General features: G+C 60.8%; 25 protein-coding genes. 14 read left to right on the top strand and 11 right to left on the bottom strand.

Annotated elements, in window-relative coordinates; genetic code table 11:
* Window positions 1-4: 4 nt before the first annotated feature.
* From KGJ62_05020 to selB, 4 genes are read left to right on the top strand one after another with little or no spacing between them, the layout of a single operon-like run.
* On the top strand, window positions 5-847 hold the full coding sequence (locus tag KGJ62_05020; GenBank protein MDE2125933.1) for a diaminopimelate epimerase: 843 nt from the start codon (window positions 5-7) through the stop codon (window positions 845-847).
* Window positions 825-2,501, top strand: a complete 1,677-nt coding sequence (locus tag KGJ62_05015) for an FGGY-family carbohydrate kinase (GenBank protein ID MDE2125932.1) — start codon at window positions 825-827, stop codon at window positions 2,499-2,501. The genes KGJ62_05020 and KGJ62_05015 overlap by 23 nt, the downstream gene beginning before the upstream one ends.
* Window positions 2,498-3,469 carry a N(4)-(beta-N-acetylglucosaminyl)-L-asparaginase gene (locus KGJ62_05010; GenBank protein MDE2125931.1) on the top strand — a complete coding sequence of 324 codons (972 nt, stop codon included), beginning with the start codon at window positions 2,498-2,500 and terminating at the stop codon, window positions 3,467-3,469. Before KGJ62_05015 ends, KGJ62_05010 begins: the two co-directional genes overlap by 4 nt.
* 19 nt (window positions 3,470-3,488) lie before the next feature.
* On the top strand, window positions 3,489-5,384 hold the full coding sequence (gene selB, locus KGJ62_05005) for a selenocysteine-specific translation elongation factor (protein ID MDE2125930.1): 1,896 nt from the start codon (window positions 3,489-3,491) through the stop codon (window positions 5,382-5,384).
* Between the two features lie 12 nt (window positions 5,385-5,396).
* Here selB and KGJ62_05000 read toward each other — a convergent pair whose 3' ends face one another.
* Window positions 5,397-6,485 carry an alanine racemase gene (locus KGJ62_05000; GenBank protein MDE2125929.1) on the bottom strand — a complete coding sequence of 363 codons (1,089 nt, stop codon included), beginning with the start codon at window positions 6,483-6,485 and terminating at the stop codon, window positions 5,397-5,399.
* A 157-nt stretch (window positions 6,486-6,642) separates the two neighbouring features.
* Here KGJ62_05000 and KGJ62_04995 point away from each other — a divergent pair, with 157 nt between their 5' ends.
* Window positions 6,643-7,560 (top strand): proline dehydrogenase family protein, encoded by a 918-nt coding sequence (locus KGJ62_04995; protein ID MDE2125928.1) that lies wholly within the window; start codon window positions 6,643-6,645, stop codon window positions 7,558-7,560.
* Window positions 7,561-7,570: 10 nt separating this feature from the next.
* Here KGJ62_04995 and KGJ62_04990 read toward each other — a convergent pair whose 3' ends face one another.
* Window positions 7,571-8,836 (bottom strand): hypothetical protein, encoded by a 1,266-nt coding sequence (locus KGJ62_04990; GenBank protein ID MDE2125927.1) that lies wholly within the window; start codon window positions 8,834-8,836, stop codon window positions 7,571-7,573.
* Window positions 8,837-8,992: 156 nt separating this feature from the next.
* Between KGJ62_04990 and KGJ62_04985 the strand changes: the two genes are divergently transcribed.
* On the top strand, window positions 8,993-10,465 hold the full coding sequence (locus tag KGJ62_04985; GenBank protein ID MDE2125926.1) for an LCP family protein: 1,473 nt from the start codon (window positions 8,993-8,995) through the stop codon (window positions 10,463-10,465).
* A 56-nt stretch (window positions 10,466-10,521) separates the two neighbouring features.
* Here the strand turns inward: KGJ62_04985 and rpsU are convergent, their stop codons facing one another.
* The gene (gene rpsU, locus KGJ62_04980) at window positions 10,522-10,728 is read right to left on the bottom strand and encodes a 30S ribosomal protein S21 (GenBank protein MDE2125925.1); all 207 of its coding nucleotides are present in this window, start codon (window positions 10,726-10,728) and stop codon (window positions 10,522-10,524) included.
* A 193-nt stretch (window positions 10,729-10,921) separates the two neighbouring features.
* Here rpsU and KGJ62_04975 point away from each other — a divergent pair, with 193 nt between their 5' ends.
* From KGJ62_04975 to KGJ62_04950, 6 genes are all read left to right on the top strand, one after another.
* Window positions 10,922-12,163 (top strand): D-alanyl-D-alanine carboxypeptidase, encoded by a 1,242-nt coding sequence (locus tag KGJ62_04975; protein ID MDE2125924.1) that lies wholly within the window; start codon window positions 10,922-10,924, stop codon window positions 12,161-12,163.
* Window positions 12,045-12,812 (top strand): rRNA pseudouridine synthase, encoded by a 768-nt coding sequence (locus KGJ62_04970; protein ID MDE2125923.1) that lies wholly within the window; start codon window positions 12,045-12,047, stop codon window positions 12,810-12,812. The genes KGJ62_04975 and KGJ62_04970 overlap by 119 nt, the downstream gene beginning before the upstream one ends.
* Window positions 12,813-12,985: 173 nt before the next feature.
* Window positions 12,986-13,837, top strand: coding sequence for an ABC transporter substrate-binding protein (locus KGJ62_04965; GenBank protein MDE2125922.1), 852 nt, complete (start codon window positions 12,986-12,988; stop codon window positions 13,835-13,837).
* A 76-nt stretch (window positions 13,838-13,913) separates the two neighbouring features.
* Entirely contained in the window at window positions 13,914-14,933 is a 1,020-nt protein-coding gene (locus tag KGJ62_04960; GenBank protein ID MDE2125921.1) for an iron ABC transporter permease, read from the top strand.
* A 70-nt stretch (window positions 14,934-15,003) separates the two neighbouring features.
* Window positions 15,004-15,801, top strand: coding sequence for an ATP-binding cassette domain-containing protein (locus KGJ62_04955; GenBank protein ID MDE2125920.1), 798 nt, complete (start codon window positions 15,004-15,006; stop codon window positions 15,799-15,801).
* On the top strand, window positions 15,801-17,003 hold the full coding sequence (locus tag KGJ62_04950) for an ABC transporter permease (GenBank protein ID MDE2125919.1): 1,203 nt from the start codon (window positions 15,801-15,803) through the stop codon (window positions 17,001-17,003). The genes KGJ62_04955 and KGJ62_04950 overlap by 1 nt, the downstream gene beginning before the upstream one ends.
* Before the next feature lie 12 nt (window positions 17,004-17,015).
* On the opposite strand, the gene KGJ62_04945 is transcribed toward KGJ62_04950, so the two are convergent.
* The 6 genes from KGJ62_04945 to KGJ62_04920 all read right to left on the bottom strand — a co-directional run bounded on the left by KGJ62_04945 (window position 17,016) and on the right by KGJ62_04920 (window position 21,284).
* A complete protein-coding gene (locus tag KGJ62_04945; GenBank protein ID MDE2125918.1) occupies window positions 17,016-17,825 on the bottom strand; it encodes a DUF1559 domain-containing protein in 810 nt (269 codons plus the stop codon).
* Window positions 17,826-17,945: 120 nt separating this feature from the next.
* A complete protein-coding gene (locus tag KGJ62_04940) occupies window positions 17,946-18,161 on the bottom strand; it encodes a hypothetical protein (protein MDE2125917.1) in 216 nt (71 codons plus the stop codon).
* A gap of 135 nt (window positions 18,162-18,296) precedes the next feature.
* Complete coding sequence (locus KGJ62_04935; protein MDE2125916.1) at window positions 18,297-19,313, bottom strand: sugar phosphate isomerase/epimerase; 1,017 nt, start codon at window positions 19,311-19,313, stop codon at window positions 18,297-18,299.
* Window positions 19,310-19,681, bottom strand: a complete 372-nt coding sequence (locus tag KGJ62_04930; protein ID MDE2125915.1) for an MGMT family protein — start codon at window positions 19,679-19,681, stop codon at window positions 19,310-19,312. Before KGJ62_04930 ends, KGJ62_04935 begins: the two co-directional genes overlap by 4 nt.
* Complete coding sequence (locus tag KGJ62_04925) at window positions 19,681-20,700, bottom strand: Gfo/Idh/MocA family oxidoreductase (GenBank protein MDE2125914.1); 1,020 nt, start codon at window positions 20,698-20,700, stop codon at window positions 19,681-19,683. Before KGJ62_04925 ends, KGJ62_04930 begins: the two co-directional genes overlap by 1 nt.
* Window positions 20,701-20,726: 26 nt before the next feature.
* Window positions 20,727-21,284, bottom strand: coding sequence for an HDIG domain-containing protein (locus tag KGJ62_04920; GenBank protein ID MDE2125913.1), 558 nt, complete (start codon window positions 21,282-21,284; stop codon window positions 20,727-20,729).
* Between the two features lie 151 nt (window positions 21,285-21,435).
* Here KGJ62_04920 and KGJ62_04915 point away from each other — a divergent pair, with 151 nt between their 5' ends.
* Entirely contained in the window at window positions 21,436-23,520 is a 2,085-nt protein-coding gene (locus tag KGJ62_04915) for a HEAT repeat domain-containing protein (GenBank protein MDE2125912.1), read from the top strand.
* 32 nt (window positions 23,521-23,552) lie between these two features.
* Window positions 23,553-23,990 carry an acyl-CoA thioesterase gene (locus KGJ62_04910; protein MDE2125911.1) on the top strand — a complete coding sequence of 146 codons (438 nt, stop codon included), beginning with the start codon at window positions 23,553-23,555 and terminating at the stop codon, window positions 23,988-23,990.
* Window positions 23,991-24,093: 103 nt separating this feature from the next.
* Here the strand turns inward: KGJ62_04910 and mnmG are convergent, their stop codons facing one another.
* Window positions 24,094-26,019, bottom strand: a complete 1,926-nt coding sequence (gene mnmG, locus KGJ62_04905; protein ID MDE2125910.1) for a tRNA uridine-5-carboxymethylaminomethyl(34) synthesis enzyme MnmG — start codon at window positions 26,017-26,019, stop codon at window positions 24,094-24,096.
* Complete coding sequence (locus KGJ62_04900; protein MDE2125909.1) at window positions 26,016-26,711, bottom strand: carboxypeptidase regulatory-like domain-containing protein; 696 nt, start codon at window positions 26,709-26,711, stop codon at window positions 26,016-26,018. The genes mnmG and KGJ62_04900 overlap by 4 nt, the downstream gene beginning before the upstream one ends.
* Between the last annotated feature and the right edge of the window lie 69 nt (window positions 26,712-26,780).

Genomic DNA, 26,780 nt, shown 5'->3' with positions numbered 1-26,780 from the left:
GACCTTGCCATTTACCAAGATGCACGGTATTGGCAACGACTTTGTCGTAATCAATTGCCTCCACGACGCCCTGTCCGAAGAGCGCTTACCGGGCTGGAGCATTGCCCTGAACGATCGGCGCTTCGGCATCGGCGGCGACGGCCTCATCCTCGTACTGCCGTCCAGAAGCGCGGACTTCCGCATGCGCATGTTCAACCCCGATGGCACCGAGGCGGAGATGTGCGGCAACGGAATCCGGTGCTTCGCACGCTGGGTGTACGATGCGGGCCTGACTAACGGCCGTCAATTAACGGTGGAGACGCTGGCCGGCGTGAAGAACCTTCGCCTGGATGTCCGAAATGGCGCATTTGTCAGCGTCCGTGTGGATATGGGTGAGCCGGTACTAAAGCCGAAGCTTATTCCAATGCGGGTCGATGGTGACGGCCCCGTCGTTGGTCAGACGATCAACGTAGATGGCAAGAAGGTGGAGATCACAGCGGTGTCGATGGGCAACCCTCACGCTGTGCTTTTCGTTGCCGACGCCGGTGCAGCTGCGGTAAGTCGTCTCGGTCCGCTAATCGAGAGTCACCGGCTGTTTCCGAGCCGAACGAACGTTCAGTTTGTTCAGGTACTCGGACGAAACGAGATCAAGGTTCGCACGTGGGAACGTGGCGCCGGTGAGACGCTGGCATGTGGGACCGGAGCGTGCGCCGCCGTAGTCGCCAGCGTCCTCAATCGGCTAACGGCACGCCACGTTACCGTACATCTGCCCGGTGGCGACCTCTCGGTGGAGTGGTTGGGCGATAGTCGCGTCGTGATGACAGGTCCGGCCGCCGTGGCGTTTCATGGGGAGATTGCACTTGCCTAGCGATACGGAACGCTTTGTGATCGGCGTGGATGCAGGCACTGCCAGCGTCCGGGCCGGCTTGTTCCGGCTGGACGGGCAGCGGGTCGCTACGGCTGCACACCCGATTCAGCTCTGGTATCCGGAGCCGGATCATGTAGAGCAGTCCTCCAACGACATTTGGCGTGCCGTATGTGCCGTAACGCGCCGGTGCCTTTCCGACTCCGGCATTGAGCCGCGACTTGTGGCTGGCATCGGCTTTGACGCGACCTGCTCGCTTGTGGTGCTGGATCGTAATGGCGAGCCGCTCTCCGTTCACCCGGCAGGTGACGCGGAGCGTAACGTAATTGTTTGGATGGACCACCGTGCGCTGCGCGAGGCGGATGAGATCACCGAGGGCGGCTACGATGTACTCAAGTTTGTAGGTGACCGAATGTCGCCCGAGATGGAGACGCCGAAGCTGCTTTGGCTGAAGCGTAACCATCCGTCGACATGGCGAGCCGCAGGCCGCTTTATGGACCTGGCCGATTTCCTGGCATGGAAGGCAAGTGGGGTTTTTGCGGCCAGTGTCTGTACATTGACCTGCAAATGGACGTGGCTGGCACATGAGCACCGGTTCGATCCGGCCTATCTGGCGGCCATTGGTATCGACGACGCATTCCGGGAGCGTAAGGTGTCGGTCGATGTGCGCTCCATGGGATCGCCGCTGGGTGGTTTGACTCCGGAAGCGGCCCACGAGACCGGCCTGAGCACAACCTGCGTTGTGGGCACCGGCATGATTGACGCACATGCTGGTGGGCTGGGAGTGCTTGGTGCTGCACGGCAGTCCGTAGATTCCTCGGAGAAGCCATTCGAGACGGCGATGGCCCTGATTGGCGGCACGAGCAACTGCCACATGGCCGTATCAACTGAGCGGCGCTTTATTCCCGGATTGTGGGGGCCGTATTACGGCGCGATGGTTCCCGATATGTGGTTGACGGAGGGCGGGCAAAGCTCCGGTGGCAGCGGGATCGATTATGCAATCGACGCCCATCCAAACGCCGCGCGTCTGCGCGCCGAGGCGGAGAACACTGGATCAACCGTCTACGAACTGCTCAACAACGAGGTGGCAAGGCTCGCTGCGGCCGAGTCGCTGGCGATTCCCGCGTTCGTCACGCGCGACTTTCACGTGCTACCCTATTTTATCGGCAACCGGTCGCCCCATGCCGACCCGCATGCTCGCGCGGTTTTCGATGGCATTTCGCTGGATACTTCGATAAGTACACAAGCGGTGCAGTACTACGCCACAGTGCAGGCCGTGGCGTACGGGTCTCGGGATATTGTGCGCGCGCTGAACGAAGCCGGTTACCACATCAACACGCTCTACGTAACCGGTGGCGGCACCCGTAATCCGCTGTGGCTGCGTGAGCATGCCGATGCAACGGGCCTTAACCTGATCTTGCCGCGTGAATCCGAGGCGGTGCTACTTGGCAGCGCCATGCTTGGCGCGGTAGCTAGCGGCGCGTATTCGACACTGGTAGAGGCGATGCAGGGTATGGCGTCCGCCGGCGAAATAATCCGGCCGAATCCAGCGACTGCCGCGTATCATGACGCTCGGTTTACAATCTTCCGAGAGATGTATCGGCAGCAGCTGCTTCGACGGGAAAGCATGAAGAAGTTTGGAGCCGCAGTCGAATGACGCATCAACCGATTTTTCTTGCCACCTGGCCCTTTGGGCTGCTCGCGGCGCAGCGCGGATACGAAGAGTTGAGCCGCGGCGCATCGGTACTGGAGGCAATTGAGCGCGCAGCTAACGTGACGGAGGATGATGTGTCGGTCACCTCCGTTGGGACCGGTGGCATGCCGAACGCGGAAGGCGTCATCGAGCTGGATGCTGCTATCATGGGCGGTCCTGAACATGAAGCCGGCGCCGTTGCCTCTCTGACGGGAATTGTCCGCCCAATTTCGGTAGCGCGAATGATTGGCCGCCGCACCCCGCACACCATGCTGGTTGGTCACAATGCGAGGAGGTTTGCCATTCAAAACGGCGCGCGCGAAGGCGACCTGCAGACGGAGAACTCGCGCGCCCGCTATGCAGAGTGGCTGGAGCAGAGATTGGCGCCGCAAGTAGCGCACTTCGACGAGCCGGCATCAGAACCACCTCGCCGTCCCAGCGATACCCACGACACGATCGGTTTGGTTGCACGGGATTCCGACGGCAACATCGGCGCCGGCTGCACCACGAGCGGTATGGCCTGGAAGGTACCGGGCCGCGTCGGTGACTCGCCGATCATTGGTTCCGGACTCTACGCAGATAACGAGGTTGGCGCCGCCGCGGCAACCGGTCACGGTGATGAGATCATGAAGGTGTGCCTCTCGTACCGCGTGGTACACCTGATGGAACTTGGCATGGGCGCCGAAGAGGCTTGTGTTGCCGCGATCCGTTATCTGCTGCGGAAACGCCCACCCGAGCGCCACGGTGACTATGGCGCGGCCGTCATTGCTGTGCGGAAAGATGGTGACGTCGGCTCGTGTGCATCGTTCTCGGGGTTCGAGTCTGGACGACGCGGGTGGGTTTGGGCGCGCGCCGATGACCGAGCTGCCCGGCTGATTGAAGGACCGTACGCCTCGCTCGCAGAGTTTGCGCCCATCAAATCGCAGGATTGACAGTGCCTGGGCACGATCTGTGAAGCACATTATTATCGGTACCGCTGGCCACGTTGACCACGGCAAGAGCAGCCTCATAGAGGCGCTTACGGGCCTTCATCCGGACCGACTGCCGGAAGAGCGCGAGCGCGGGATGACGATCGATATCGGATTCGCTGCGCTCAAGCTGCCGAACGGTCAAATCGCGGGTGTTGTGGATGTACCCGGACATGAACGCTTCATCCGAAATATGCTGGCTGGCGCCACGGGAATCGACGTAGCCCTGTTGGTGGTTGCCGCAGATGAGAGCGTAATGCCACAGACAGCTGAGCATCTGGAGATCCTCGACCTCCTGGAGATTTCTAACGGCGTTGTGGCGATAACCAAAGCCGATCTGGTTGAGGAGGAGTGGGCCGATGAGGTAGAAGCCGATATTCGGCTGCATATCGCCGAAACGAGACTTTCCGGCGCACCGATCGTACGCGTCTCGGTGCGTACCGGTCGCGGCCTGGAGCAGCTGCGACAGCAGTTGATGGCGGCGGCAAGCCGTGCGGCTGAACGGGATTTACGACTGGGGCCGCGGCTGCCGGTGGACCGCGTGTTTACGATGGCGGGATTTGGTACCGTGGTGACGGGAACCCTGGCATCCGGGTTGCTTCGCGCCGGCGATACCGTGGAGATCGCACCGCGCGGATTCACGGCCAGGATTCGTGGCATCCAGGTGCATGGCTCGAAGGTGAACGTCGCGGAGGCTGGTACACGAACGGCCGTCAATCTGGCCGGCATCGATCCATCCGCGGTGGAGCGCGGCTTTCAGTTGTGCGTGCCGGGAGCGATCCCGGCCGCGCGGCAACTCGACCTGGTACTCCGCTGGCTGCCGTCGCAGCGACACCGACTGCGTGACGGAATGCGCGTGCGACTCCATACCGGCGCCGCCGAAAGCCTGGGAAGATTGCGGGTCGGCAATGCGATGGCGCCAATTGGGCCGGTTTTTGCACGATTCCGCAGTGATCGTGCGCTCGCCTGTTTGCGCGGCGATCTTGTAATCATCCGTGCGGGTTCGCCGAGCGCGACCCTTGCAGGTGGTCGAGTGGCCGACCCGCAGCCAAAAGCCAATCGACTTTCCGTCCGGCGTCAGCTGGAAGCACTTCAGGCGCGCGAGGAGGCGCCTGGCGCGGCGATGGGCGCCGCACTCTTGAGCCAGGAGGAATTCGGCCTTTCGCATGCAGAGTTTGCATCACGAATGGGCCTTTCCGCAACCGACGCAGTGGCGATGGAGCAGACCCTGTTCGAGCGCGGCGATGCCCTCGCGCTGGCGAACTGGGGTATTGCGCACACGAAGCAGTCCGATCGTCTGACCGCCCGTGCAGTGGCGTGGCTGGGTGAGTACCATCGAACCAACCCGCTCCGGGCCGGCGCCCAGCGCGAGGAGTTTCGAGCAGCCCTGTCTCGACGCGTCGAAAGCAAGCTTTTTGCGGCGCTGATCGCCTTTTGGAGCAGTGCGGGCGTTTTGGAAACGGACGGACCGCTGGTCCGTATTGCCGGATTTCGGCTCGTGCTGAGCGAGCGGCAGACCGAGCTCCTGCAGCGAATCGAAGCGATCTATCGCGATTCCGGCGTTGTAACGCCTGCAATGGACGAGGTGGCGGCCAACGTCAAGGCGCATCGGGATGCAGTTCAGGCGCTGGTGGCAGCCGGGGTATCACTGGGTCGCTTTGCGCCCATCGGCGACGGTTTGTACTATCTGACGGAAACCCTCGACACAATCAAAGTGGCTGTACGTGACGAGGTGCTCCGGAACGGCTCTGTGACAGTCGGGCGGTTCCGCGACCGATTTGCCACGAACCGAAAGTTCGCGCTTCAGGCGCTCGAATACCTGGACGAGATCGGATTCACTCAACGGCAGGGCGACGAGCGAATTCTGGCTGGGAAATGATGGTTTCGCCGGTTACTGGACACAGCCGCGCGTAGCGATGGGCCATACCGCCTCAATGGCCTCATTGCGTACCGCCGTCATCTGGTTATGCATGTTGATACATGTGCACGCGTGGTTGGGAATGATCCGCAGCTTCTCGCCGACGCGCGGCGCCCTACCCTCCTGCAGCTGAAGGTGTCCGTGCTCCTCACTGGCCGCCGCAAACTTTAGGCTCGGCCATCCGATGACTGATCCGTAGGTTCGATCCTCGAATGGGCAGTCTCCGGCCAGGGATTTTGTTCCTGCGTCCACGATTATCCGGCCGTCGGTCCGGACGCTTATCACCGTAGTAAGGACGGAAAGTGCGCAATCCTCCTCGGGCACGCCTAGACGCATCTCCATCCGGTCGTTGAATACATAGACTCCACAGCGCATTTCGGTGATTCCGGGCTCGCCGGCCATGTATTGCGACGCCGGTGTAGAACCCACACTGACATGCTCGACGGGCGTGCCGGCAGCAGCCAAAGCCTCGGCCAGATGGCGCAGTTGCTTCGCGACGGCTGCGGCTGCAGCGGCGCGCGCATGTTCCTCGGCAAGGCGCATCACGTGACCCTCGTACGTAAAGATGGAGTGGAGATGAAGCCCGGGTCGTGCGCTGATTTCACGCGCCAACTCTACAGCTTCGCCTTCGCTGCGTACGCCAGCCCGTCCGAGACCGGTATCCGCTTCTATCGAAAGCTCAATCTGAGTGCCGGCGGCCGCAGCGGCGGCGGCCAGCGCGGGAAGAGTATCGGTTCCATCAATGGCAATGCGAACCGGCACGCGGCGCAGCACACTGGTCAGCCTCTCCAATTTGTGCGGACCAACCAGTTGGTTCGCAATGAAGAGGTTCACTCCCAGATCGGCCATGACTTCGGCTTCTGAAACCTTCGCCAAAGTCAGACCCGCCGCCCCTGCGGCGAGTTGTAGTCGAGCGATTTCAGGGCACTTGTGGGTTTTGGCGTGCGGCATGAGCCGCTTTCCGCCTGCCTCTGCCCTTCGTGACATTCGTGTGATATTTCGCTCAAGCCGATCACAATCAACAATGAGCGCAGGCGTATCCAAATCGTAGAAACTCTGCATGCCATCTCCGTAGTCGATTTAGAATGGTATATCGAGCTGCGTTACGCCAGCGGACCGGCATACGGGCGCAAATCGCCATGCCCAGAGTCTATGATATAACTGGACTCGGCCCCGCACGGGCACGCACCTGCCAATCAACGCTCGGGAGCACACTCCGTTGGTCGTACGCACGCTTTTGCTTCAGCTTGCCGGCTCGCACTGGTTGGAAGTGTACGCACGGAACAACAGGCTTTCCAGGCGCCTTGCCCGGCGTTTCGTGGCGGGCGACTCGCTTGAGGAAGCTACTGAGCCGATCCGACAGCTGAACGCACAGAAGATTGCGGTGTCGCTCGATTTTCTAGGCGAAAGTGTAGCCGATGCCGGCGAGGTTGAGGCGGCGGAGTGCGTAGCCCTTCAGATGCTGCAGCACATTCGCCGCGAGCAATTGGACGCGAATATCTCGGTGAAGCTGACGGCGCTCGGCCTCGATTTTGATGAACAGTTGTGCCGCGCAACCCTCGGTCGGATCCTCACGGCTGCAGGTTCCGACGGTTTTGTAAGAATCGACATGGAGGACAGCTCCCACACGCAGCGCACCCTCGATACGTGCATGGCGATGTGGAATGGTACACCGGCGCAGCACAATGTGGGCGTGGTGATTCAAGCGTATCTTTACCGAAGCGAGGAGGATGTCAAAGCCCTGCTCAAGGCCGGTGTGCGGGTACGCTTGTGCAAAGGCGCCTACAAGGAGCAAGCTACTGTTGCCTTTCGGCACAAACACGAAGTTGACGCGAATTATCTTCGTCTGGCCGGCATGCTACTCGATTCCGGCTTGTACCACGGATTCGCCACGCATGATCCGGCGATGATCGCCGGGGTTCAACGCTACGCCGCCGAGCATAGCATCAAGCCGGAGGCATACGAATTCCAGATGCTCTATGGCATTCGGCGTGATCTGCAGACTGCACTGGTTGCCGAAGGATATCGCATGCGCGTCTACGTGCCATTCGGCACTCACTGGTACCCGTACTTTATGCGCCGCATGGCCGAACGTCCGGCGAACCTCTGGTTTGTCTTGCGGAATATGGCTCGATAGTACGTCGCGGTTATTGCCACCGAAGCAGTACCGCGTCGCCCGGACCAGCCGTTATCGGCACAACCATGTTGTTGTTATCATCGGGCTTTCCGGCAGCGGAAACCCATCGATCGTTGTGCAGATCCAGCATCTGAACCGGGTCACCGTTGGATTCCAGAGACAGATCCATGGTGGCTGGGGCTGTATAGTCGCGATTTGCTGCGAGCACATACACAAACCCATCACCACCACGAAATACTCCGATTGTCCAGTTGGTTTTTGAAGTTGTGAATGCCATCGCATCCGGTGGTTGCGGATTGCCGCCGGCCGGGATATCGCCGGTCTGATAGACCTGGAGCGACAGAGCAGTATAAAGCCATCGCGCGATTTCTGACGTCTCGGCATCCACGGTCGAGATGTCGCCGAAGAGCGCTGCCGGCTTTCCGGTTGCGTCCACCACGTCGTGGCTGCTCTTGAGGCCCTGGGAATCCGGCGGCCACCAGGTGAACCAGAGGAGCCCGTGCGCGCCGTATGCCAGCGTTTGCAGTGCCTGGAACCGTAACTCCGCTAGCGTGGGAGACCGATAACTCAATATCTGGGTAGAGAGTACAATCTGCCAGAATGGCAAACCGGCGGCGGCGGCATCCGTCCGGCATTCGGCAAGGTTTGAAAAGAAGCCGTTCCGATCGTGCGAGATGAGCAGCGTATAGTAGTCCCACGAGATCAACCACGGACGCGCCTCCGCTGCGAACTTCGTGACGTAACCGTGGTACGTGTTAGTCTGCAGTTGACTCTGTGGCCGTTGCAGATTAGTGGTGGCGTAGTTTGGAAAGAGATTGACGTACACAATGTGTGAAGGATCCGCTCTACGAAACGCCGCAATCACCGATCCTTCGTTGGCAAAAGCGTCTGCGCCGGGTTCGTCGGCCAGGAAGTAACCGAGGAGCGCGGGCTGATGCGCGTAATCCTTTGCGATACTCGCTACGGCTGCCGTCGCGCCGGCTGAAGACATGCCGGCAGGCATTCGCGCGTCGGCGATGATGGCTTGCATGTGGCACGCTCGGCAGAGATCCAGAATGTGCAGGTTTTCTGTCACGGTAGGAGCTTGGCCAAGCGGTGGCATTACCAGTGTGAGCCCGGCATGCTCCATAGCCTGGTATGTCGTGAGGTTGGTATAGGCAACTGGTGGCGCGCACCAGGCCGAGATGGAAAATCGGCGCGGCGGCCATGGGTTTGGCGGAGCTGCGCTGGACGCATTCGTTAGCGAAAGAAGCAGGGCTGCTGTTGTGATCAACATCGTTTTATCGATCCGCCGGCGGGCCGATGTAAGGCAGACGGCACGTGGGCATATGCTGAGTGCGCCAGACGCGCGGCGCGGGTAGTATATTATCCTGTGGTGACGATTCGGTGGTAATCCGCGTTTATCTCCGCGGATCCCGGTGAGGAACGTGATTTGTCTGACAACGAAACGGGTGGTTCCACAAAGGGCGTTGGGGCGCGACGGCTGACCGACGCACAGGTGCGAGCCCGGCGGGCAAAGGCTGCACAAGCCGGCAATGCGCCTGCCGCTCGGAAGGCGCCGCGCAGAGGCTGGGTGCTTGTACGTCGCATGACGGCCGTTACGTCCCTTGTGCTGATTGCAGGAGTTGGGGCATTTGCCGGCCGAATGTGGCGGAACCGCATATTTCGCAACGTCGTTCTTACGGGCCTCAGCCATCCGGTAACCTCACTCTTGCATGGCGTAGGGGCGAACTACACGCCAGACAACTTTTTCCCTGGCCAGACGGCGGTGAACATTGCCCTGATGGGTTGTGACCACGATTACGAGAACGGCGTTCCCGTACCTATCCTGAATTCCCCGGCACGTACGGATGCGCTGATGATCGCCCACGTGGATTTCCTCAACAACACCATCACGGTGGTCAGCATCCCTCGCGACACAGCCGTCGAGATACCGGGACATGGTATCTGCAAGATCAATGCCGCTCATGCATTCGGCGGTCCTCAGCTGACAGAAGCGACTGTACAGCGCGTATTCGGCATCAGTACCGACCGGTACATCAGCATGAGCTTTGAGGGCTTCCAGAAGATCGTCAACTCGATGGGCGGCGTATCGCTGCTGGTGAACAAACCTCTAAATTACGATGACAACTGGGCGAACCTGCACGTGCACCTATCGCCCGGGTTCCAGCATCTGAATGGTTACCAGGCGATGGGTTTCGTACGCATCCGCCACTCAGACAGCGACCTGATGCGGCTGGACCGCCAGCATGAGTTTCTCGCCGCGATGCGGCAGAAGGCGAAGGACCCGGCGATCTGGGCCTCACTGCCCGATGTTTTGGACGCCGTGACCAACAACATTCAAACGGATATGACCGACGACCAGTTGCTAACGCTGGTCAACTTTGCTCGGCAGGTGCCACATACCTCGGTTGAATTCGACACGCTGCCCTCCACCGAAGGCCCGAGTTACGTCTATACGCAAGTCCCGCAAAGTGAGGCGATGATACGGCGCGTGTTCTTTAACAACAATCCAGACGCGCCCGTGAACGTGGATGTACCCGACATGCGCATGGTGCGGTACACGGGCGTGCGTAGACGGACGATCGCAAGTCGGCCCTGGCGACGGCGCTCGGCAGCTGCGGTTACTGGCGGAAGTTCCGAACTCACTCCGCCGGTGAGTGTGGATGAACCGGCGGTCCTGCCGCCCGGAGCCGCACCGCCGATGAGCCCATCGACTTCACCGGTGCCAAGCGCTCCGTCCGGCGGCGGCGCTTTGGGCGGGACCGCGGCGGGTGGAGCGGGCAGCGGTCACGGCGGTTCGCCGGACGGAGGATCCGGCACGCAAGGCGGTAACTCTGGAACGCAGGCCGGTGGTACCGGTTCCGGCAGTGGTAAAACGCCGCCAACTCAACCACCACCCTAGATGAGGCAGATCGGCCAGCGGGCGATGCAGTGCCGGACGTCCGCCCTCAACCGGAACTAGCGAACGTCGCGGTTCTCGATGCGTCGTGCCTTGGCCAACTTGCGCTGTCGAGCGGCCTCTTCGCGTCGGCGCCGCTCACTCGGCTTCTCGTAGCGCTCGTGCGCACGGGCTTCTTTCAAAATGCCGCTCTCCATCGTCTGCTTCTTGAAGCGGCGCAAAACCATGTCAATACCTTCACCCGGCTTAACAATAACCTGTGCCAAAGAGCATCTCCCATTCCCAGGCCGCACAAATCGATATATCGCGGCGACAGCCTTGACCGGGTCATTATACTCGATTCGCGCGACAAAAAAGGTGCTTTTTTCCGAGAGGTTGAGCGGCGCCACGCGCGGTAGGGCCCGGAGCGCACTGACCTTCTTCGTACGACTTATGGGGTGCGCGCTGGCTGGATTAAGTTTGGCGTCGCCCGCCCTGGCGCTGAGACAAACGCGCCTACCTGTTGTCCCGGTTATTCAAGCCACGAGCGCCATTCTTGTTGACGGTGACACCGGGCAGGTGCTCTACGCGCACAACGCCGATGACCGTCTTCCGATGGCCAGTACCACCAAGATTATGACAGCCATGTTGTTTTGCGAGCGCGTGCCACCGGAGCAGTTGATCACGGTAAGCAAATATGCCGCCTCCGTGGGCGAAAGCTCCCTCCACCTGAAGACCGGCGAGCGCCTGACCGCGCATGATCTGCTCTATGCCATGATCTTGCGCTCGGCAAACGACGGATGTGTGGCGGCAGCAGAGGCAACCTCAGGCAGCGAGGCTGCTTTTGTACAGCTGATGAACAAGCGCGCCCGCGCACTGGGCTTGACGAATACTCACTATGCCAATTGCCATGGGCTAACCGCGCCAGGGCACTTTACATCGGCGCGCGATCTGGCGACCCTCGCCCGTGTGGCGCTTACCGATCCCCGCCTGGCCGCCGTATTCCGGACAAGGCTCATCGACATTCAGCGATCGATCGATGTGAAGGATGAGGCAATTCGCACGCATGACCACTTCCTCGCAGATTATCCCGGCGCCGACGGCGTAAAGACCGGCTGGACCGTACCGGCTGGGCACTGCTTCGTAGGTTCCGCCGTTCGCGACGGACTGCATCTCATCTCCGTGGTCCTCCACAGCCCCAACTATCTGAACGAGACGACTGAGCTCATGAACTACGGTTTCGGCGCCTTTACGCCAAAGATCGCGGAAAGGGCCGGCACCATGGTTGGGCGATGTCATGTATCGGGCGGCACCGTCTCACACGTGTCGGTTGAGACGCTGGCCGACCTCCACTACGACGTGCTGCGCGGAACGACCCCGCGTGTACGTGTCCAGAGCAGTATCCATGCGCTTCAGGCGCCGGTGGCGATGCATGGTATTGCCGGTGAAGATACCGTACTGCTCGACGGTCAGCCTGTGTGTAGTACTCCGCTGGTGGTAGAACGTCCCGTGCCGCACGCGGCAGCGCGCCAGAATACGGCGGCATTCGGTGGCTTTTGGATCTGTTCCATCCTGCTGCTCCTGCTTCTGGTATCCTTACGCAATGCCCCGGTCAAGCGCAGAACCAGAACGTCTTCACAAGCTTCTCGCGCGCGCCGGAGTGGCGTCACTACGGGCCAGCGAACTGCTGATCGCCAGCGGGCGGGTAGCGGTAAACGGTAACAACCGTCTGGAGTTAGGCGTGAAAGTGGATCCCACGCGCGACAGGATTACACTGGATGGTAAATCCGTATCCCTGTTAAGTGAGCTACATCGGTACCTGGTTCTGCATAAGCCTACCGGCGTTACCAGTACCACCAGCGACCGTTATGCATCAAAGACCGTGTTGGACCTCGCGCCGTCGGATATGGGTCGACTCTACCCGGTTGGGCGGCTGGATCGAGAAACCAGTGGACTGTTACTCTTAACGAACGACGGCGCGTTCGCAAATCTCATGATGCATCCACGCCACCACGTTCCCCGTGTTTATCGGGCACGCGTCAAGGGCATATTGCAACCTGAAACGCTGGACGTTTTGCGTTCCGGCGTCGATTTGGAGGACGGTAAAACGCAACCGAGCCATGTGCGCCGATTGCCGGCGCTGACCGTGCCGGACGCTGACGCATTGGAGATTACGGTGTTTGAAGGCCGTAACCGTCAGGTGCGGCGGATGCTTGAGGCCGTTGGACACCCGGTGACCGCGCTGTGTCGTGTTGCAATTGGCCCACTGAAGCTGGGACGTCTACCACGCGGTCGGTGGCGCGAAATGACGCGCGGCGAGGTTGAACAGCTGCGCGCATTGGCGCTGCGCACCACCGCACCCGCGGTTTGAACTGGCCGACTTTGGTCGATGGAGTTACCACTTTCAATACCGTTACCCTGCGCTTCCTCAGGAGCTTTGTACGACCTCTCACGCTTGTAACAGCCGCTGTGATGCTACCTATGCTGTGCAGCGGATGCGCCGGAGGGCGTCACGCCGTTTCGTCCATTTCTGTGGCGCACGGAGTGTGGCCACGTACGATTGTTGATGACACCGGCGCACGCATAACGCTGAGCGCCAAGCCGGCCCGCATTGTATCGCTGGCGCCGAGCAATACCGAGATTCTGTTTGACCTGGGGGTTGGCCGCAGTGTGGTAGGCGATACGACGGCATGTGACTATCCGGCGGCGGCGCGTCAGGTACCCAAAGTTGGCGGTTACCCAATTCGAGAAGAGGCGGTTTTGGCGCGCAACGCCGACCTTGTGGTTGCCGTGCAGAGTATCAACGGCCCTACCATAACCGCTTTGCGCAGGCTTGACATCCCCACATTGGTCGTGAATCCACGAACGATCCGCGGCGTTTATCGCGCCATTCAGATGATCGGTACCGCCTGCGGTGCATCCGCCAAAGCTGGGGCGATTGTTGCGAGCATGCGCGGGGCATTCAAGCGTCTTTCAGACCGTACAGCTCGGGCAAAGTCACATCCTAAGGTGCTTATCGCTTATGGAGCCAACCCGGTTTACACAACCGGGTCCGGATCGTTCATTGACGACGTCGTACGAATTGCCGGAGGCGCCAACATCGCGCACTCCGCCGCGAGTGGCGGCATCATCTCCTCAGAGGAGGTTATCGCGGCTCGACCGGATGACATCATCTGCTCGCCCGATCTGCAGGCAAGCCTAATGCGACTGCCGGGCTGGAACGTCGTGCCGGCGATTCGATTTAAAAGGTTCTTTGCGCCATCCGATCCGGAAACGCTCGAGCGACCGGGACCCCGCCTGGCGCGTGCCGCATTGCAGCTCGCCGAGTATCTTCATCCGCGTCTGTTTAACACTCGCGCGTTTGCAGGGTCGCCGAATGTCGTTCCCAAGCGCTAGAGACGGAGAAGAATACCCGACTGACCTGCGTGGCAGCCGCCGGTTCCGATGGTACTGGCTTGGCGCCGGAGCATGCGTGCTTCTCGGTACATCCGTCCTACTGGATGTCGGCATGGGCGATCCTGCCGCTGCGAGGTTGATTACACCGGTAGTGGTGCTTCAAACCGTTGCGCGTCACCTGCCTTTCGTCGGTGCGGCTGTGCCACGGCTGCACGGCAGCACGGCTGCGGCGGACGCCATCGTTTGGCAGTTGCGAATGCCGCGTGCTCTGGGCGGCGCCCTGGTCGGAGCGCTGCTGGCCATGGCTGGAGTTGCGTTTCAGAGCTTACTGCGGAACCCGCTCGCTGATCCGTACATGGTAGGTGTCTCTTCGGGCAGCGCAGTCGGTTCCATGGTCGTTATTCTGCTCGGTGGTACGGGGCTGTTCGCGGGCCTTGCGCAGCCCGTTGCTGCGTTTGCAGCGGGAATCGCGGCCATGATGTTGGTCTACCGCTTTGCCTCGGTTGGCGGGCGCATTGCGGTACACAGCTTCCTTCTTGCTGGTGTGGTTGTTGGTACGTTTCTCTGGTCGTTTGTTCCGCTGATGGTAACGCTGGCGCAACGAGCCGGTGACTCCGGTCGTGGCGCCGACGTGATGTCGCAGTTGTTCGGTTCGCTGCAGTTTGTCGATTGGCGCGTGGTTGCGATATTGGCGCCGATCGGGATCCTTGGCGGACTGGCGCTGTACGCCAGCGCGAGGGAGTTAAACCTCCTGGCGGTTGGTGAGGAAGCCGCCCTGCATCTGGGCGTAAACGTGGAGCGCTTAAAGCGGCGTATTGCTGTCGCTGGCGCGGTTTGTACTGCTGCGGCGGTATCGGCGGCCGGAATAATCGCATTCGTCGGCCTGGTGGTACCACATATTTGCCGCAAGATATCCGGACCAGATCATCGAAGGCTGATTCCTCTGTCCGCTGTCGGCGGCGCCACGATGCTGGTGTTGGCCGATTGGCTTTCACGCGTGTTTCTTCACGAGCTTCAGATCGGTGTGATCACATCATTCGTAGGGGCGCCCCTCTTCTGTGTACTGCTGAAACGCGGTGAGCGCTCGCCGTTGTAGCTCGCGAAACGAAGTAGCGGAATTCGCCGTCATTACCAGAGCCGAACTTAACCGTTCGTCAGGAGGCGCGATGCTGGAGTGCGATTCGTTGGTTCGCCACTTTTCAGATCGGAAGCGCGGGACGATCCGGGCTGTCGATGGGATCTCGCTGAGCTGCCACCAGTCCGAGATCCTTGGAGTCCTTGGGCCGAATGGCGCCGGCAAGACTACGCTGCTGCGAATGCTGAGCACCCTCATCACGCCGACGAGTGGCACTGCTTCCGTTGCCGGTTTCGACATTCGATTTCACGCAAGTCAGGTTCGCGCACGTATCGGCTTCCTCTCAGCGTCAATGGCACTGTACGAACGGCTGACGGCGCGCGAGAATGTCGAGTACTTTGGGGCGCTGCACGGCTTGCATGGAAACGCACTGAGGCGGCGCTGCAGCAGCCTGTTCGACCAGCTGGAGATCGAGGAGTTCGCGGATCGACGCTGCGATCGCCTGAGCACGGGTCAGAAGCAGCGCGTGGCGATTGCAAGATGCATTGTGCACGAGCCGCCGGTCATGTTCTTCGATGAGCCGACCACAGGGTTGGACGTTTTGGCCGCACGCTCCATCAAGGAGTTCATACGTGGCTGCAAGAGCCAGGGACGGGCAGTCATCTTTTCGACCCACATTATGAGTGAAGTAGAGTTGCTATGCGACCGGATTGCAGTCATTTATGAGGGCCGGCTCGCAGCACTGGGCACTTTGGCGGAACTGCGGGCTGCCACCGGCTGCACTGCATTTGAGGAGGTTTTCCTCAACCTGATCGGCGCGAGTGGCGCACAGGATCGTCCGCCGGCGTCGGTGCTGGGCGGTGCGGCCAGACGAGAGGAGAACGACTGATGCCGGCCAATCCAAAGCGTTTGGCTGGACTCATTTTCCGGAAAGAGACGCGCGAGCTTTTTCGGGATAAGAGGACGCTCTGGTCGGTCATCATATCGCCACTGGTCGTAACGCCACTGCTCCTGGCCCTGATGGGGCTTCTTATCGGAACACAAGCTCAAAAGGAGCATGACAAGGTCATTCGTGTAGGCGTTGTGGGTCGGATGCCAACCGACCTGCAGACGATGCTCACGCCGGCTCGGACAATCGACTTTACACCCATCGCTGCGGATCGGGTGGACCATGCCATCCTGTCGCGAAAACTGAGCGCAGCCATCAGCCTGCCCGTCGGCGCCGAGCGCGACCTCGCAGCAGGAAAGGCAATCAGCGTGCCGGTGCTGGCTGATGAAGGAAACCAGGATTCTCAGGCGGCTGCCGCCCGCGTTACCGGCGCGCTGGACGCAGTTTCGCAACAGATTGTAACGATGCGTCTCGCCGCGCGCGGGATCCCTGCCGATTTCGCGCACCCAATTCGTATGGTGCAGCAGCCGCTCGCCCACGGCGGGACACCGGCCACCGCGATCCTGGCGATCATGCTCCCGTACGTTCTTGCGCTTGCGGCCTTTAGCGGTGGCATCTACGCCGCCTTTGACCAGGTGGCGGGCGAAAAGGAGCGCGGCACCCTGGAGGCGCTGCTGGTTACGCCAGCGTCTCGCTCCGACATTGTACTTGGCAAGTTCACTGCGGTTGTAAGCGCCAGCATCTTGAGCAGCGTGCTCTCTGTGGTGGGCATGATCCTCGCCTTCTCTATTCCCGGCAAGGCGATGTCGTGGCTTTCACAGGGCGGATTGCGCCTCTCGCTTCCGGCGATAGCGACAACGCTGGCGGTGATATTGCCGCTCGCTGTGCTGTTTGCAGCACTCCTGCTGGCGGTTTCAACGTTCGCCCGCAATCAGAAGGAGGCCCAGACGTATATGGCGCCCCTGTTCATGATGGTGGTACTTCCGGCCATGGCCTCGATGTTTATTGGAACTGACGCTGGAATAGGAATGGCGTTCGCACCCGTGCTGAATGTAGCACTGATCATCAAGCAGGCGCTGTCGGGCGCTTACCACCCTGTCTTCATTGCCACCGCGATCCTCTCTTCGAGCGTGTATGCTTCTGTGGCGCTCCGGTTCGCCACACGGCTCTTCAACAAGGAGTCGGTGCTCCTGAAGGCGTAGGTCAAAAACTGCCTAAAAGCCCGGAGGATATATCTGCTTGTTGCAGACGAACATCGGCCGCCTCAACTGGCCGTAGACCATCCGTTTGGCGTGACCGTCGGCCCAGAGTGTGTTTGCGCCATCGCGGTGCAGGAAGTGAAAATGTGCGCGGAGGCTGGCGTTGTCCGGCGGGCTGCCAAACCAGTCGTACGGCTGCAGCCAGTTGCACATCGGTAAACGATAGGCGTGTTCCCACATCACCAATGTATTGGAGGGCTCGTCGATGGCGCTGTCGGCCGCACCGGTGAACACGAATGCGCCCGTTGTGGGGTCCACGGACTCGAATTCGGTATCGGGACCAAACTCCTGCCCTTGAGCTTGGGGATTGGTGGTGTAGTATGCTGATGGCGTCACCGAAGACCAGGCATTGAGCGCATACGAGGTCTGCCAGGCGGACGGCATGCTGGGACACCGCTTGATATCGGGATTGTGAATGTACGGGTCCAGCAAACCCGGATGGTCTGGATGAGTTGCCGGAGCATCGGCATCGCCCCCGCCGGGGGCGTTGTTGTTGTCATAGCCAATCCACGGTTCGACGTTGCTCAGGCCGGGCCCGCCGCCCCCTAGCGTTTCAGCGGGCGCCCATACGTCATCATAATCTGAGGAGTACATGCTGAGCGCGAGGCCCAGCTGACGCATATTGGAGATACACGCGATCTGACGCGCGGATTCTCGAGCCTGGGAGAAGACCGGAAACAGTAGCGCGGCCAATATAGCTATAATAGCTATAACAACTAACAACTCGATCAGGGTAAAGCCGGGTCGGCGGTTACATGAGTGCATAGCGGGAGACCGGCGCGCGTTTAGTGCCACCGCGCAATAGTGAGTTGGCGGCACGGCCTCGTAATTCCTGCATTCGTGATCGAACTATGCCCGCTGTGCGCGCTGGTCGCGCTGGTCGCGCTAACGGTTCACTCGTTTCCGCTGAGCAGCCTCTATGGCATCTGGATCGCTGCACAGTCGCTTGCAGACGGTAACCAGTCGGTCCACGGCCGCCGCCTGGTCGGTTGTATAGTCGCATGGCGCGAGGACAGCGAGATCCAGCAGCGCCATGGCGTCCGCCTCGGTAAGCCAGAGAGCGACCTCCGGCGCGCGTATTGTGGTTGTAGTAGTGCACATGGAAAGAAGTCTCTTGATGAGCGGTCAGGGTTGGCAATCGTGTGCCGGTCCGTCGGCTCCAATCCGTTTGACGGAAACTTCGGCATCCAGGTTCGGCCAAAGTCAAGAATTAATAGTACGGCCGTTTCCACGAGGCTAAACTGGTAGATTGAACGACCAATCCAGTCCAGATTCCGGTACGTAGCGCCGCAGGTATTCGGCGCTGGCAGTCAGCTCCGACAGCAGTGCCGTTTCCGTCTTTGTTGAGCCCGGGATGACTTCCAGAACCAGCCAATGCCGTGGCGCACGTGGCAGCACATTCGATATGGGGTTGCTGCTCCAGGCGGCGTGGCTCTCAAATAGCGTTTCAAGGACGCGCTCCATCCGTATATGGCCTAAGCGGTTAAACTCAGCGGTAAACGGCCAATGGTGGGATGCGTCCGGCGTGGTTTGCTGTAGATGGATAACTTCCGAGCAAGCGCCAAAACGCCGGAGCCATTCTCCGTAATCCAGGTCGGGACCAGACAAGCCATAATGCCTGCCAGCCTGATGCCCAACATCCAGCGTAACACCGACCGGAACCGCATCGCCGCGACTTTCGTTTACCGCTTGCAAGAACGTTTGGCACTCGTTGAGTGTCCAGGGCATCTCACTGGGAATGTACATCTGCTCCTGCATCAGGCCACGCAGGCAACTTGCCGTTAGCGTGCGGGAGAGACTGCGGAAAGTTTCGTGCAGCCGGTTGGTAGCTTCCGCGCGCAACACTGGGTTGGCCAGTACCTCTACGGAGAGCGCATCCCAGTGCCCACCTACAAGGTCCGTACCCATTTCATGGGCCAGGCCGGCGGCATCCTCGATCCACCGGCACATTCGGTCGCGAGCGCGGGCGTCGGAATGCGAGAGGCCGTGGAACCGGTGCGTCGCCATACCCGTGTAGAGATCGCAAATGGTAACGCCATACCGATCTGCCGCCTGCCGTGCCGCCACGGCCTGCTCCGTGCGGAACGATGAGTCGCCGGAGAAGAAAGGATCGAGCACATCGGCGCAGAACGAATGGGCCGGGAAGCCGCACTCGCGCGTGAGCCGCATCCAGTTGTCCGGTTCCTCCCAACGTCGTGTGAGAAACGCGCCGTTGACGGCAATCTGTACGGTTACGGAATCGGAATCTGTCAAGGGTTGTTTCTGCTCTCCCGCCGCGATGGTTTCGAATTAGAGTGGCAATCGTCCAGCGGCCACTGCGCCTCGGACAGGTCCACCTGTTCACCCTGGCCCGAAAACGGCACGTCCTCCGCCAACAGGAGCGCGTGCTGCTCGGCGCGCAGTTCCGGGCTCCGTCGCGCTATTGGCAACCGTCCGTTGGCGCCCACCACGCGGTGCCACGGAACGTTGGGAGGCGCCTGCCGCATGATGCCACCTACCTGTCTAGGTGTGAGGCGTGCAGTCGTTACCGCCTGTGCCAATTGACCGTAGGTAACTACACGCCCGGGCGGTACAGTCCGAACCAGTTGCCACACGGCGTCAAAGCATTCGTCGTCCAGCACTACAGAGTTATCTCGCGTCCTTCGCGCGCTGACCGATAACAGGCTTCCATGAGCTGCACGAGGTTCCAGCCGTCATAAATACTGATGGTAGCAACGGTGCCGTCTTTGATCGACGAGATCCATTGCTGCATTGGCGATGGCAGCGCCGGGGGAAGCCTGGTTGGCGAAACATACCCCGTGATATCGCCCATGGAGATGCGGCTGGAAGCCAATTGAATCCGTGGTCCCAGTGGCGAGCCGTCGATCGAAAGGTAACCGTCGGTGCCGTAGATTTCCAGGGGATTCGGACCCTGGCGTTGAACCCAACTGACGTCAATGACTCCCACCGCTTTATTGCGGAATGTAACCACAGCTACCATGTTGTCATCGATGTTGTAGGCACCGGAGTGGTTGGTCTTTTGCGCTACAACCGAGATAGGCTCACCGAGGAACCAGCGCATCAAGTCAACGCGGTGGCATCCCAGGTCGAAGAACGCGCCGCCACCTGCCTGAGCCTCGTCACCGAACCAGTCGGTGCCATCGTGAAACCAGCGGTCGAGCGCGGCGGAGTGTGCGATGCGCGCGCGCATCAGCGTGACTTCGCCAAGATTGCCTTCGTCCAGTAAGCGTTTGGCGAAAAGGTTCTCCGGGCGTGTCCGCGACGGCAGCGAGATCATGAACCGTACGCCGGAGGTCTCTACCGCCCGCATTACCTGCGTGGCGTCTTCGGTGTTGATGGTCAGTGACTTCTCTGTGAATATGTGCTTGCCGGCATTCGCTGCCGCGATCAGAATCTCTTTGTGCATGGCCGTCGGCGCGTTGACCACCACGGCCTCAACATCGGGAAGCGCCAGCACATCGTTCAGCTCGGCTACGAACGTTGTGCCGCGCCGGTCGGCCTCAATTCGTCCCCTGCCCTCATCCTCGTCCCATATCGCCACAACCTTGCAATCCGGCGACTCGTGCACAGCATCGGCATAGCCGGAGGCATGTACGTGAGCGAACGACAGTAAGGCAATGCCGATGCTGGTATCCGACATGCGAGTTACTCCCTCCTAATCCCGTATTACAATCCAAGTTCGGCAGCGGTGCCTTGCATAGCCGTGAGGCAGTTCGCCGTGTGGACCTCCAGCGGCAAGCCCAGTTCAGCTGCGCCACGAACGATGTCGTCGCGGTTTACGGCTCGCGCAAACGATGCCTGCTTCAGCTTCTTCAGCACCGAGGTTGGCTCAACCTCAGCCAGAGTCCGGTTTGGACGCGTATATGCTACCGCCATGATGAAACCGCACAACTCGTCAACCGCGTAGAGAGTATGCGCCAGCCGGGTGAGTCGCGGGATGCCGAGGTACTCGGCGTGGCCGCCGATTGCGTCGATCATCTCGACGGGCCAGCCTTCTTCGCGGAGTATTGCCATGCCAACTGTTGGATGGTTCGGCGGATCCGGGTTGCGCTCATAGTCAAAATCATGAAGCAATCCGGTGCATCCCCATACCTCCTGATCCTCACCGTATTGGCCTGCGTAGAATCGCATCGCCGCCTCAACAGCCAGGCAGTGCTTCCGAAGGCTTTCGGATGAGACCCAGCTGCACAGCAGGTTCCAGGCATCTTCTCGTTGCTTGGGCATTGTTGAACGTGGGGCAGTCAGCGCCGCCGGTAGCGCACGGCCCTGCCAATGTGGTCGGTTCGCTCGGATACGGCCGGAATCCTTCGTGCACGGCGCGTGCTACACTCTGTTGGTTCGCACGTCGAAGCAGCACGCGCCTTCGGGTTCTTGAATGACCAGACCAGCACCGAATGCACCAGCGAATGGGGGCTTTGCCGCACAGGGGCGCATCTTTAGCGCGCTTTCGCAGACCGCAGTGGCCAGCCTGGGCATCTCGTCCTGTGTTGAACAACTCGTAGCGGAAGGTCGCGCGGCTCTCCCGCAGGTTATGATCGCTCGCCGTTGCGGCATCGCTCCCCGTGCGCAGTTTGCCGCCGCAGCGGCCGCAATCCGACTTGGGTCCGAGGATGACAGCCTGCTTCTGGACAGGTTGACGCGGCACAATCACCACTGGAGCACGTTTGTAGGGCCGCTCCGTGATGCCTTGATTGCATCTGGCAGTGAGCACATGATGCAGCCTCTTATCGAGGCATGGAGTCAAGCGACTGCGAAACCATTTGTTCGTAATTCCGAGCCGGACGATGCGTTGGGTCTGTCGCCTACCCGCTCCGTGATCGCGGCAGTTTGGCGAAATTGGCGCGACCCGGCGGCGATTCCTGCAATCACGGCTACGTGTCTCGAATCACCCGCTGCATTTCTCAATCTGATGCCGCTGTTTGGGGCGGAAGCTGTCTCAGCACTGGCTCAAATGGCTGAGTCAGGTTCATCTGAGGTTCGGTTAATGGCGGCGCGGAGCCTGGCGAGTGTATCGCACCCGGATACGCGGCAGGTTCTTGGTCGTCTATTGTACGACGAGGAGCAAGCAGTACGAGACCTTGCTGCGGATGGCCTTGCCGTGACGCTTGGCACTGCGGCGGCTGCCCCGGCAATTCTCGACGCCCTGGCTGCTGGTTACGCCAGTTGCCATGGCGCTCGCGTGGCTTCGGCTTCCGCTCCATCAGGGTGGCAGGAGATCGTCCGGGGATATCTGCTGAATCTGGCGGATTCCAGCTCGGACGGCCATCGTTACCGCCTCGACGTAGAGCAACTGGTTCTACCTGCGTCTCTGGCGGCGGCCATTGGCGTTGAAAGGACATCGGATCCCGCCGGCCCGGCGCTGACCTGGCTCGACGCACTGGCAGCATCGCCGGGGTCGGCCGAGATGGCGGCGAAGTTGGCGGCACAGCTTACACGGGGTGACACTCTAGGCGGTATCCGCATCGGTGCGATCAATAAAGTTGCCGCATTGGCAGCCGCAAGCCGGATGCCGCGCGATGAGGCGATCAATGCGCTGCGCTGTGCGGCATGCGCGGTGGATGGTGGAGTGCGTGATGCGGCATCCACGGCGCTTTCCAGCCTCGGAGATCGCCTTGGCGAACAGTTTGCCTTCTGCATTGCTGAGGTTGTAGTACGCCAAAGTCCGGTAGCTGTGGCAAAGGCGCTCGCGGTCGGCGAGCCGGATGCAGGCGTTCGCGCCGCCCGTGCGCTGAGGAAGTGGGGCTCTGTGATGCGTGCAGCGTTGCGCAATGAACGCATCGAATCGTCGCCTGCCCTACCTGTATCTCGCGACATGGAGCCAATGCTCAGGCTAGGTCTCAATTGTGCCTCAACATGCCTGTTAACCGCGCCAGTCGCTGGGCTCGGACCCGTTTCCGCGTATGGAGCAGCTTGCTGCAACCTCTTGAGCGATAGGCGACTGGAGATATCGCCCGAAACGGAGACCACGCTGGTGGCAGCGCTGCGCGTGGTGCGATTCGGGGTGGAGTATGGCAGCGAGGAGACAGCCGGCCAACGCAAGTCTGTGGCAATCGATTTCGGCGAGCCGATCCGATTTGCAGCTGCGAATACGATTGCAGCGCGCAGGTTGCCGGCTGCGTTCGATGCGCTATGCGACATCGCCAACTCCTATGCTCCCGGGCTGCCGGCTGCAGGTATCGCGGGCCTCGTCACATTAGGCGACATGCGCGCGCTGCCGGTTCTGGAACGCATTGCCGCTGCCGGTGGCGCCGATGCAAAGCGTGCCCGAGATGCAGCGGCTGCAATACGGGGAATGAATACCGACGCGGCTGTACTGCTGCGGCCGTCCGGCGGCAGCGTGACTCCGTCTCACGAATTGGTTCGTCCGGCCGGTCACAGCGCCGATAGCGACCCGGTGCAGTTACTTCGGCCGGATGGCGATCAGACTGCGAGGCTGCAACTCGGCCAGGAGGAGAGATAACGGCCGATAAGCGTAACCGAATGGTGGGCGCCATGCCGGAGTCTGCGCCGGCGGAATGGCCGCTGCGGGTGCGTTATGCGGAGACCGACCAGATGCGTGTAGCGCACCATGCGAACTACTTCATCTGGTTTGAGGCGGCCCGCAGCGAATTCTGCCGCGTGAACGCGCTGAACTACAGTGCGCTGGAAGCCGCTGGATACTCGATGCCGGTGGTTGAAGCGCGGTGCCGCTACATGAAGCCGGCGCGTTATGACGACGAGCTGGTTGTTCGCGTGATCGTCGCCGAGGTAACGAGCCGCATCGTCAAGTTTGAGTACAGCGTACATCGAGGTACCGAAACCCTGGCCGTGGGCGAGACGCGGCAGGTTTTGTTGGACCATGCCGGCCTTACGGTACGGTTTCCGGCCGAGTTAAGGGCCTTATTCGCGGCGATCAAGCCTGTCGGCGGGGAGCAAGATGCCGCCGACTGAGTTCCATCGACCGGTGCTAGCTCACGTTTTGTGAATCTATCCGGCTCGGCATCCCATCACTGTGGTTACGTGTGTGATTGCGGTTTTTGCGCGTCTATGCGGCTCACGCGTTGGCAGGCTCCAGCGCCGCAACTCGGTGTGAGCGCTCAATCGCCAAACGCAACAACTGCAGATCACCGGGTCGCATCCCGGGTATACGCGCTGCTTGTCCCAGCGAAACGGGCCGGATGCGTGTCAGCTTTTCGCGTGCTTCGAGCGAGAGGGAAGGCACCTCGTTGAACACGATGCTCGCGGGTATGATCACCTGCTCCAGTCGGGCCATTTGATCAATCTGCCGGCGCTGCCGAACAATGTAGCCCTCGTACTTGACCCGTGTTTCCACTTCATCCGCTGCGCCGGCGACGCTGCAGCCTGGCCATGGCCAGCCAGCTGCTTCGGAGATTGCCTGCAGATCGTCCATCGAGACCTCGGGCCGCCGAAGAAGCTCCGTGAGCGATGTGCGCCTTCCGTTCACCGGCGAGGTAGGCAAAGTATCCAAAAGCGCACTGTGCGTGCCCGTAACCCAATGCGTATTGCAGTGGTGCTCAAGTTGCTCGATCGCCGCCTTCCGCTGCTGGTACCTGCTCCAACGCGCGTCGCAAACCAGACCGATTGTGCGGCCAACAGGGGTAAGGCGTTCATCGGCATTACCATGCCGCATGGTGAGCCGATGCTCGGCGCGCGAGGTCATCATACGATACGGATCGGTAACGCCACGCGTCACCAGGTCATCGATCAGTACGCCGATATAGCCCGATTGCCGGTCCAGTATGAGCGGGCTGTCGCCACGAGCAGCCAGACCGGCGTTGATGCCGGCCACCAGTCCCTGAGCAGCTGCCTCCTCATAGCCGGAGGTGCCATTGATCTGTCCCGCCAGATAGAGGCCGCCAATGTCGTGTGCCTCCAGCGTGCTCTGGAGTTGATCTGGAAAAACGACATCGTACTCCACCGCGTACCCGGGCCGCAGCATCTCGGCGTGCGCCAGTCCCGGTATAGTTGTCAGTAAGGCCCGCTGAACGTCGTGTGGCAGACTGGTGGATATTCCCTGTACGTAGATGCTCTCGCCATCCCACGTCTCGCGCTCCAGAAATATGGGGTGCGACTCCTTATCGGCAAAGCGAGCAACCTTGTCCTCGATGCTCGGACAGTTGCGCGGACCGATACCGTGGATCGCACCGGAATACATGGCGCTGAGGTGCAGGTTCTCCCTCACGAAGTCGTGCGTGACGCTGGTCGTGTGCGTCTCAAAGCAAGGCAGCAGCGGGCGACGACCGATGAGCTTTTCACAGAGGAACGAGAATGGCGCGCACTCCTCGGCGGGCAAGCACGTGAGGCCCAGATAGTCCACCGTGCTGTGGCGAACCCGCGGAGTGGTTCCGGTTTTGAAGCGGCCCATTTTCAGGCCGAGCCGCTGCAGCGCGGCCGAGAGCCCAATGCTCGGCGCCTCCCCGAGCCTGCCTCCTTGAGTTTGAACGGCGCCACAGTGCATCAGCCCGTTCAGGAAAGTTCCCGTGGTAATCACAATCCGTCCACAGCGAATGGTATCGCCACGTTCCGTGATAACACCGTCAACACGCGGCACGCCTGCGGAAGTGTGACTAACCGCCAGGTCCATGGCCTGGCCTACGATCAGGGTGATGTTGGGCTCGGCGTCTATCAGGCGCCGCATGGCGGCAGGGTACTGCTCCTTATCCACGTGAGCGCGCAGTGTCTGCACTGCAGGGCCCTTCCCAGTGCCTACATATCGGATATGCGTCAGGCTGTCATCGGTGGCAAGCGCCATGGCCCCACCAAGCGCATCGATCTCCCGCACAAGATGCCCTTTGGCCGGGCCACCAATCGAGCAGTTGCAGGGCAGGTGGGCGATCCGTTGCGGGTCCAGCGTCAACAAGGCTGTATGGCATCCCAACCGTGCGGCTGCCAGCGCAGCTTCACAGCCCGCATGCCCGCCCCCGATCACGACCACCTGGAACCCTGGCGGCCGCCTCATTTCGTGGTGGTTCCACCGCTGGAGGCACCGGTGGCGCCACCGGATGGCGCAGTGCTCACGGGCGGTTCGGTAACGGTAATCGCCTGAGTAACAGGCGGCAAGGCGTACCAGAACACAGCGACGACGCCGGATCCGCTTGCGATGGCCGTAAACGTTCCGTCTGGGTTGACAACACCAAGGTTGCCGAGTGCAAGCACGGTCGGCTGAACGGCTACCGCCTTACCGGCCGCATCGAGAAGTTGCGCGTTGAGCGAGGCGGTCTGGCCAACCTTGAACGACTCAACGGGCAGTGCGAGGCTTGCGCCGGTGTGGCCGCCGACGGAGGGATCCAGACAGACTAGCAGATCGCCATTGATCGACTGCTGCATGACAAATGAGACCTGCTCCGGCCGGTATGCGTTGGTTGGCGGGGTTATTGACACGGTAACAGCGCCCGTTGCTGCTCCCAGGTCAACCCGCGGGAAGTAGAACGACCCGGTAGCGTTGGTAACCTCGCTCAGATTGACGGCCCGTCCGGACTGGGGAACGGCAGTAATCACCACGGAAGCGCCGGGTATCGGCTTTTGTACCGGCGAGGTTGCATCCACGACGCGGCCAACCAGCGCCGGCGGAAAGCTGCCTCCCGTGAACCCTGAACTGCCGCCGCATCCGGAGACGACGAACGGCAACATGGCGACGGCGATGGCAATCATACGCTCGACGCGTGGAGCGCGAGCCTGGCGAAGGGTCGGAGGTTTCGTCATGTTGTTGTGACGTTGTGA

Source organism: Armatimonadota bacterium (assembly GCA_028871815.1).
Classification (GTDB): domain Bacteria; phylum Armatimonadota; class Chthonomonadetes; order Chthonomonadales; family Chthonomonadaceae; genus REEB205.
Note: the sequence above shows the minus strand (reverse complement) of the source record. Positions and strands in the feature narration are given on the sequence as shown.

Bases quoted from the DNA above. Each gene is read 5' to 3' on its own strand.
- KGJ62_05015 (MDE2125932.1), top strand. From the start codon at position 825: ATGGGGAGATTGCACTTGCCTAGCGATACGGAACGCTTTGTGATCGGC.
- KGJ62_05010 (MDE2125931.1), top strand. From the start codon at position 2,498: ATGACGCATCAACCGATTTTTCTTGCCACCTGGCCCTTTGGGCTGCTC.
- KGJ62_05000 (MDE2125929.1), bottom strand. From the start codon at position 6,485: ATGCAGAGTTTCTACGATTTGGATACGCCTGCGCTCATTGTTGATTGT.
- KGJ62_04990 (MDE2125927.1), bottom strand. From the start codon at position 8,836: ATGTTGATCACAACAGCAGCCCTGCTTCTTTCGCTAACGAATGCGTCC.
- KGJ62_04970 (MDE2125923.1), top strand. From the start codon at position 12,045: ATGCCCCGGTCAAGCGCAGAACCAGAACGTCTTCACAAGCTTCTCGCG.
- KGJ62_04955 (MDE2125920.1), top strand. From the start codon at position 15,004: ATGCTGGAGTGCGATTCGTTGGTTCGCCACTTTTCAGATCGGAAGCGC.
- KGJ62_04950 (MDE2125919.1), top strand. From the start codon at position 15,801: ATGCCGGCCAATCCAAAGCGTTTGGCTGGACTCATTTTCCGGAAAGAG.
- KGJ62_04945 (MDE2125918.1), bottom strand. From the start codon at position 17,825: ATGCACTCATGTAACCGCCGACCCGGCTTTACCCTGATCGAGTTGTTA.
- KGJ62_04940 (MDE2125917.1), bottom strand. From the start codon at position 18,161: ATGTGCACTACTACAACCACAATACGCGCGCCGGAGGTCGCTCTCTGG.
- KGJ62_04925 (MDE2125914.1), bottom strand. From the start codon at position 20,700: ATGTCGGATACCAGCATCGGCATTGCCTTACTGTCGTTCGCTCACGTA.
- KGJ62_04920 (MDE2125913.1), bottom strand. From the start codon at position 21,284: ATGCCCAAGCAACGAGAAGATGCCTGGAACCTGCTGTGCAGCTGGGTC.
- KGJ62_04915 (MDE2125912.1), top strand. From the start codon at position 21,436: ATGACCAGACCAGCACCGAATGCACCAGCGAATGGGGGCTTTGCCGCA.
- KGJ62_04910 (MDE2125911.1), top strand. From the start codon at position 23,553: ATGCCGGAGTCTGCGCCGGCGGAATGGCCGCTGCGGGTGCGTTATGCG.
- mnmG (MDE2125910.1), bottom strand. From the start codon at position 26,019: ATGAGGCGGCCGCCAGGGTTCCAGGTGGTCGTGATCGGGGGCGGGCAT.
- KGJ62_04900 (MDE2125909.1), bottom strand. From the start codon at position 26,711: ATGATTGCCATCGCCGTCGCCATGTTGCCGTTCGTCGTCTCCGGATGC.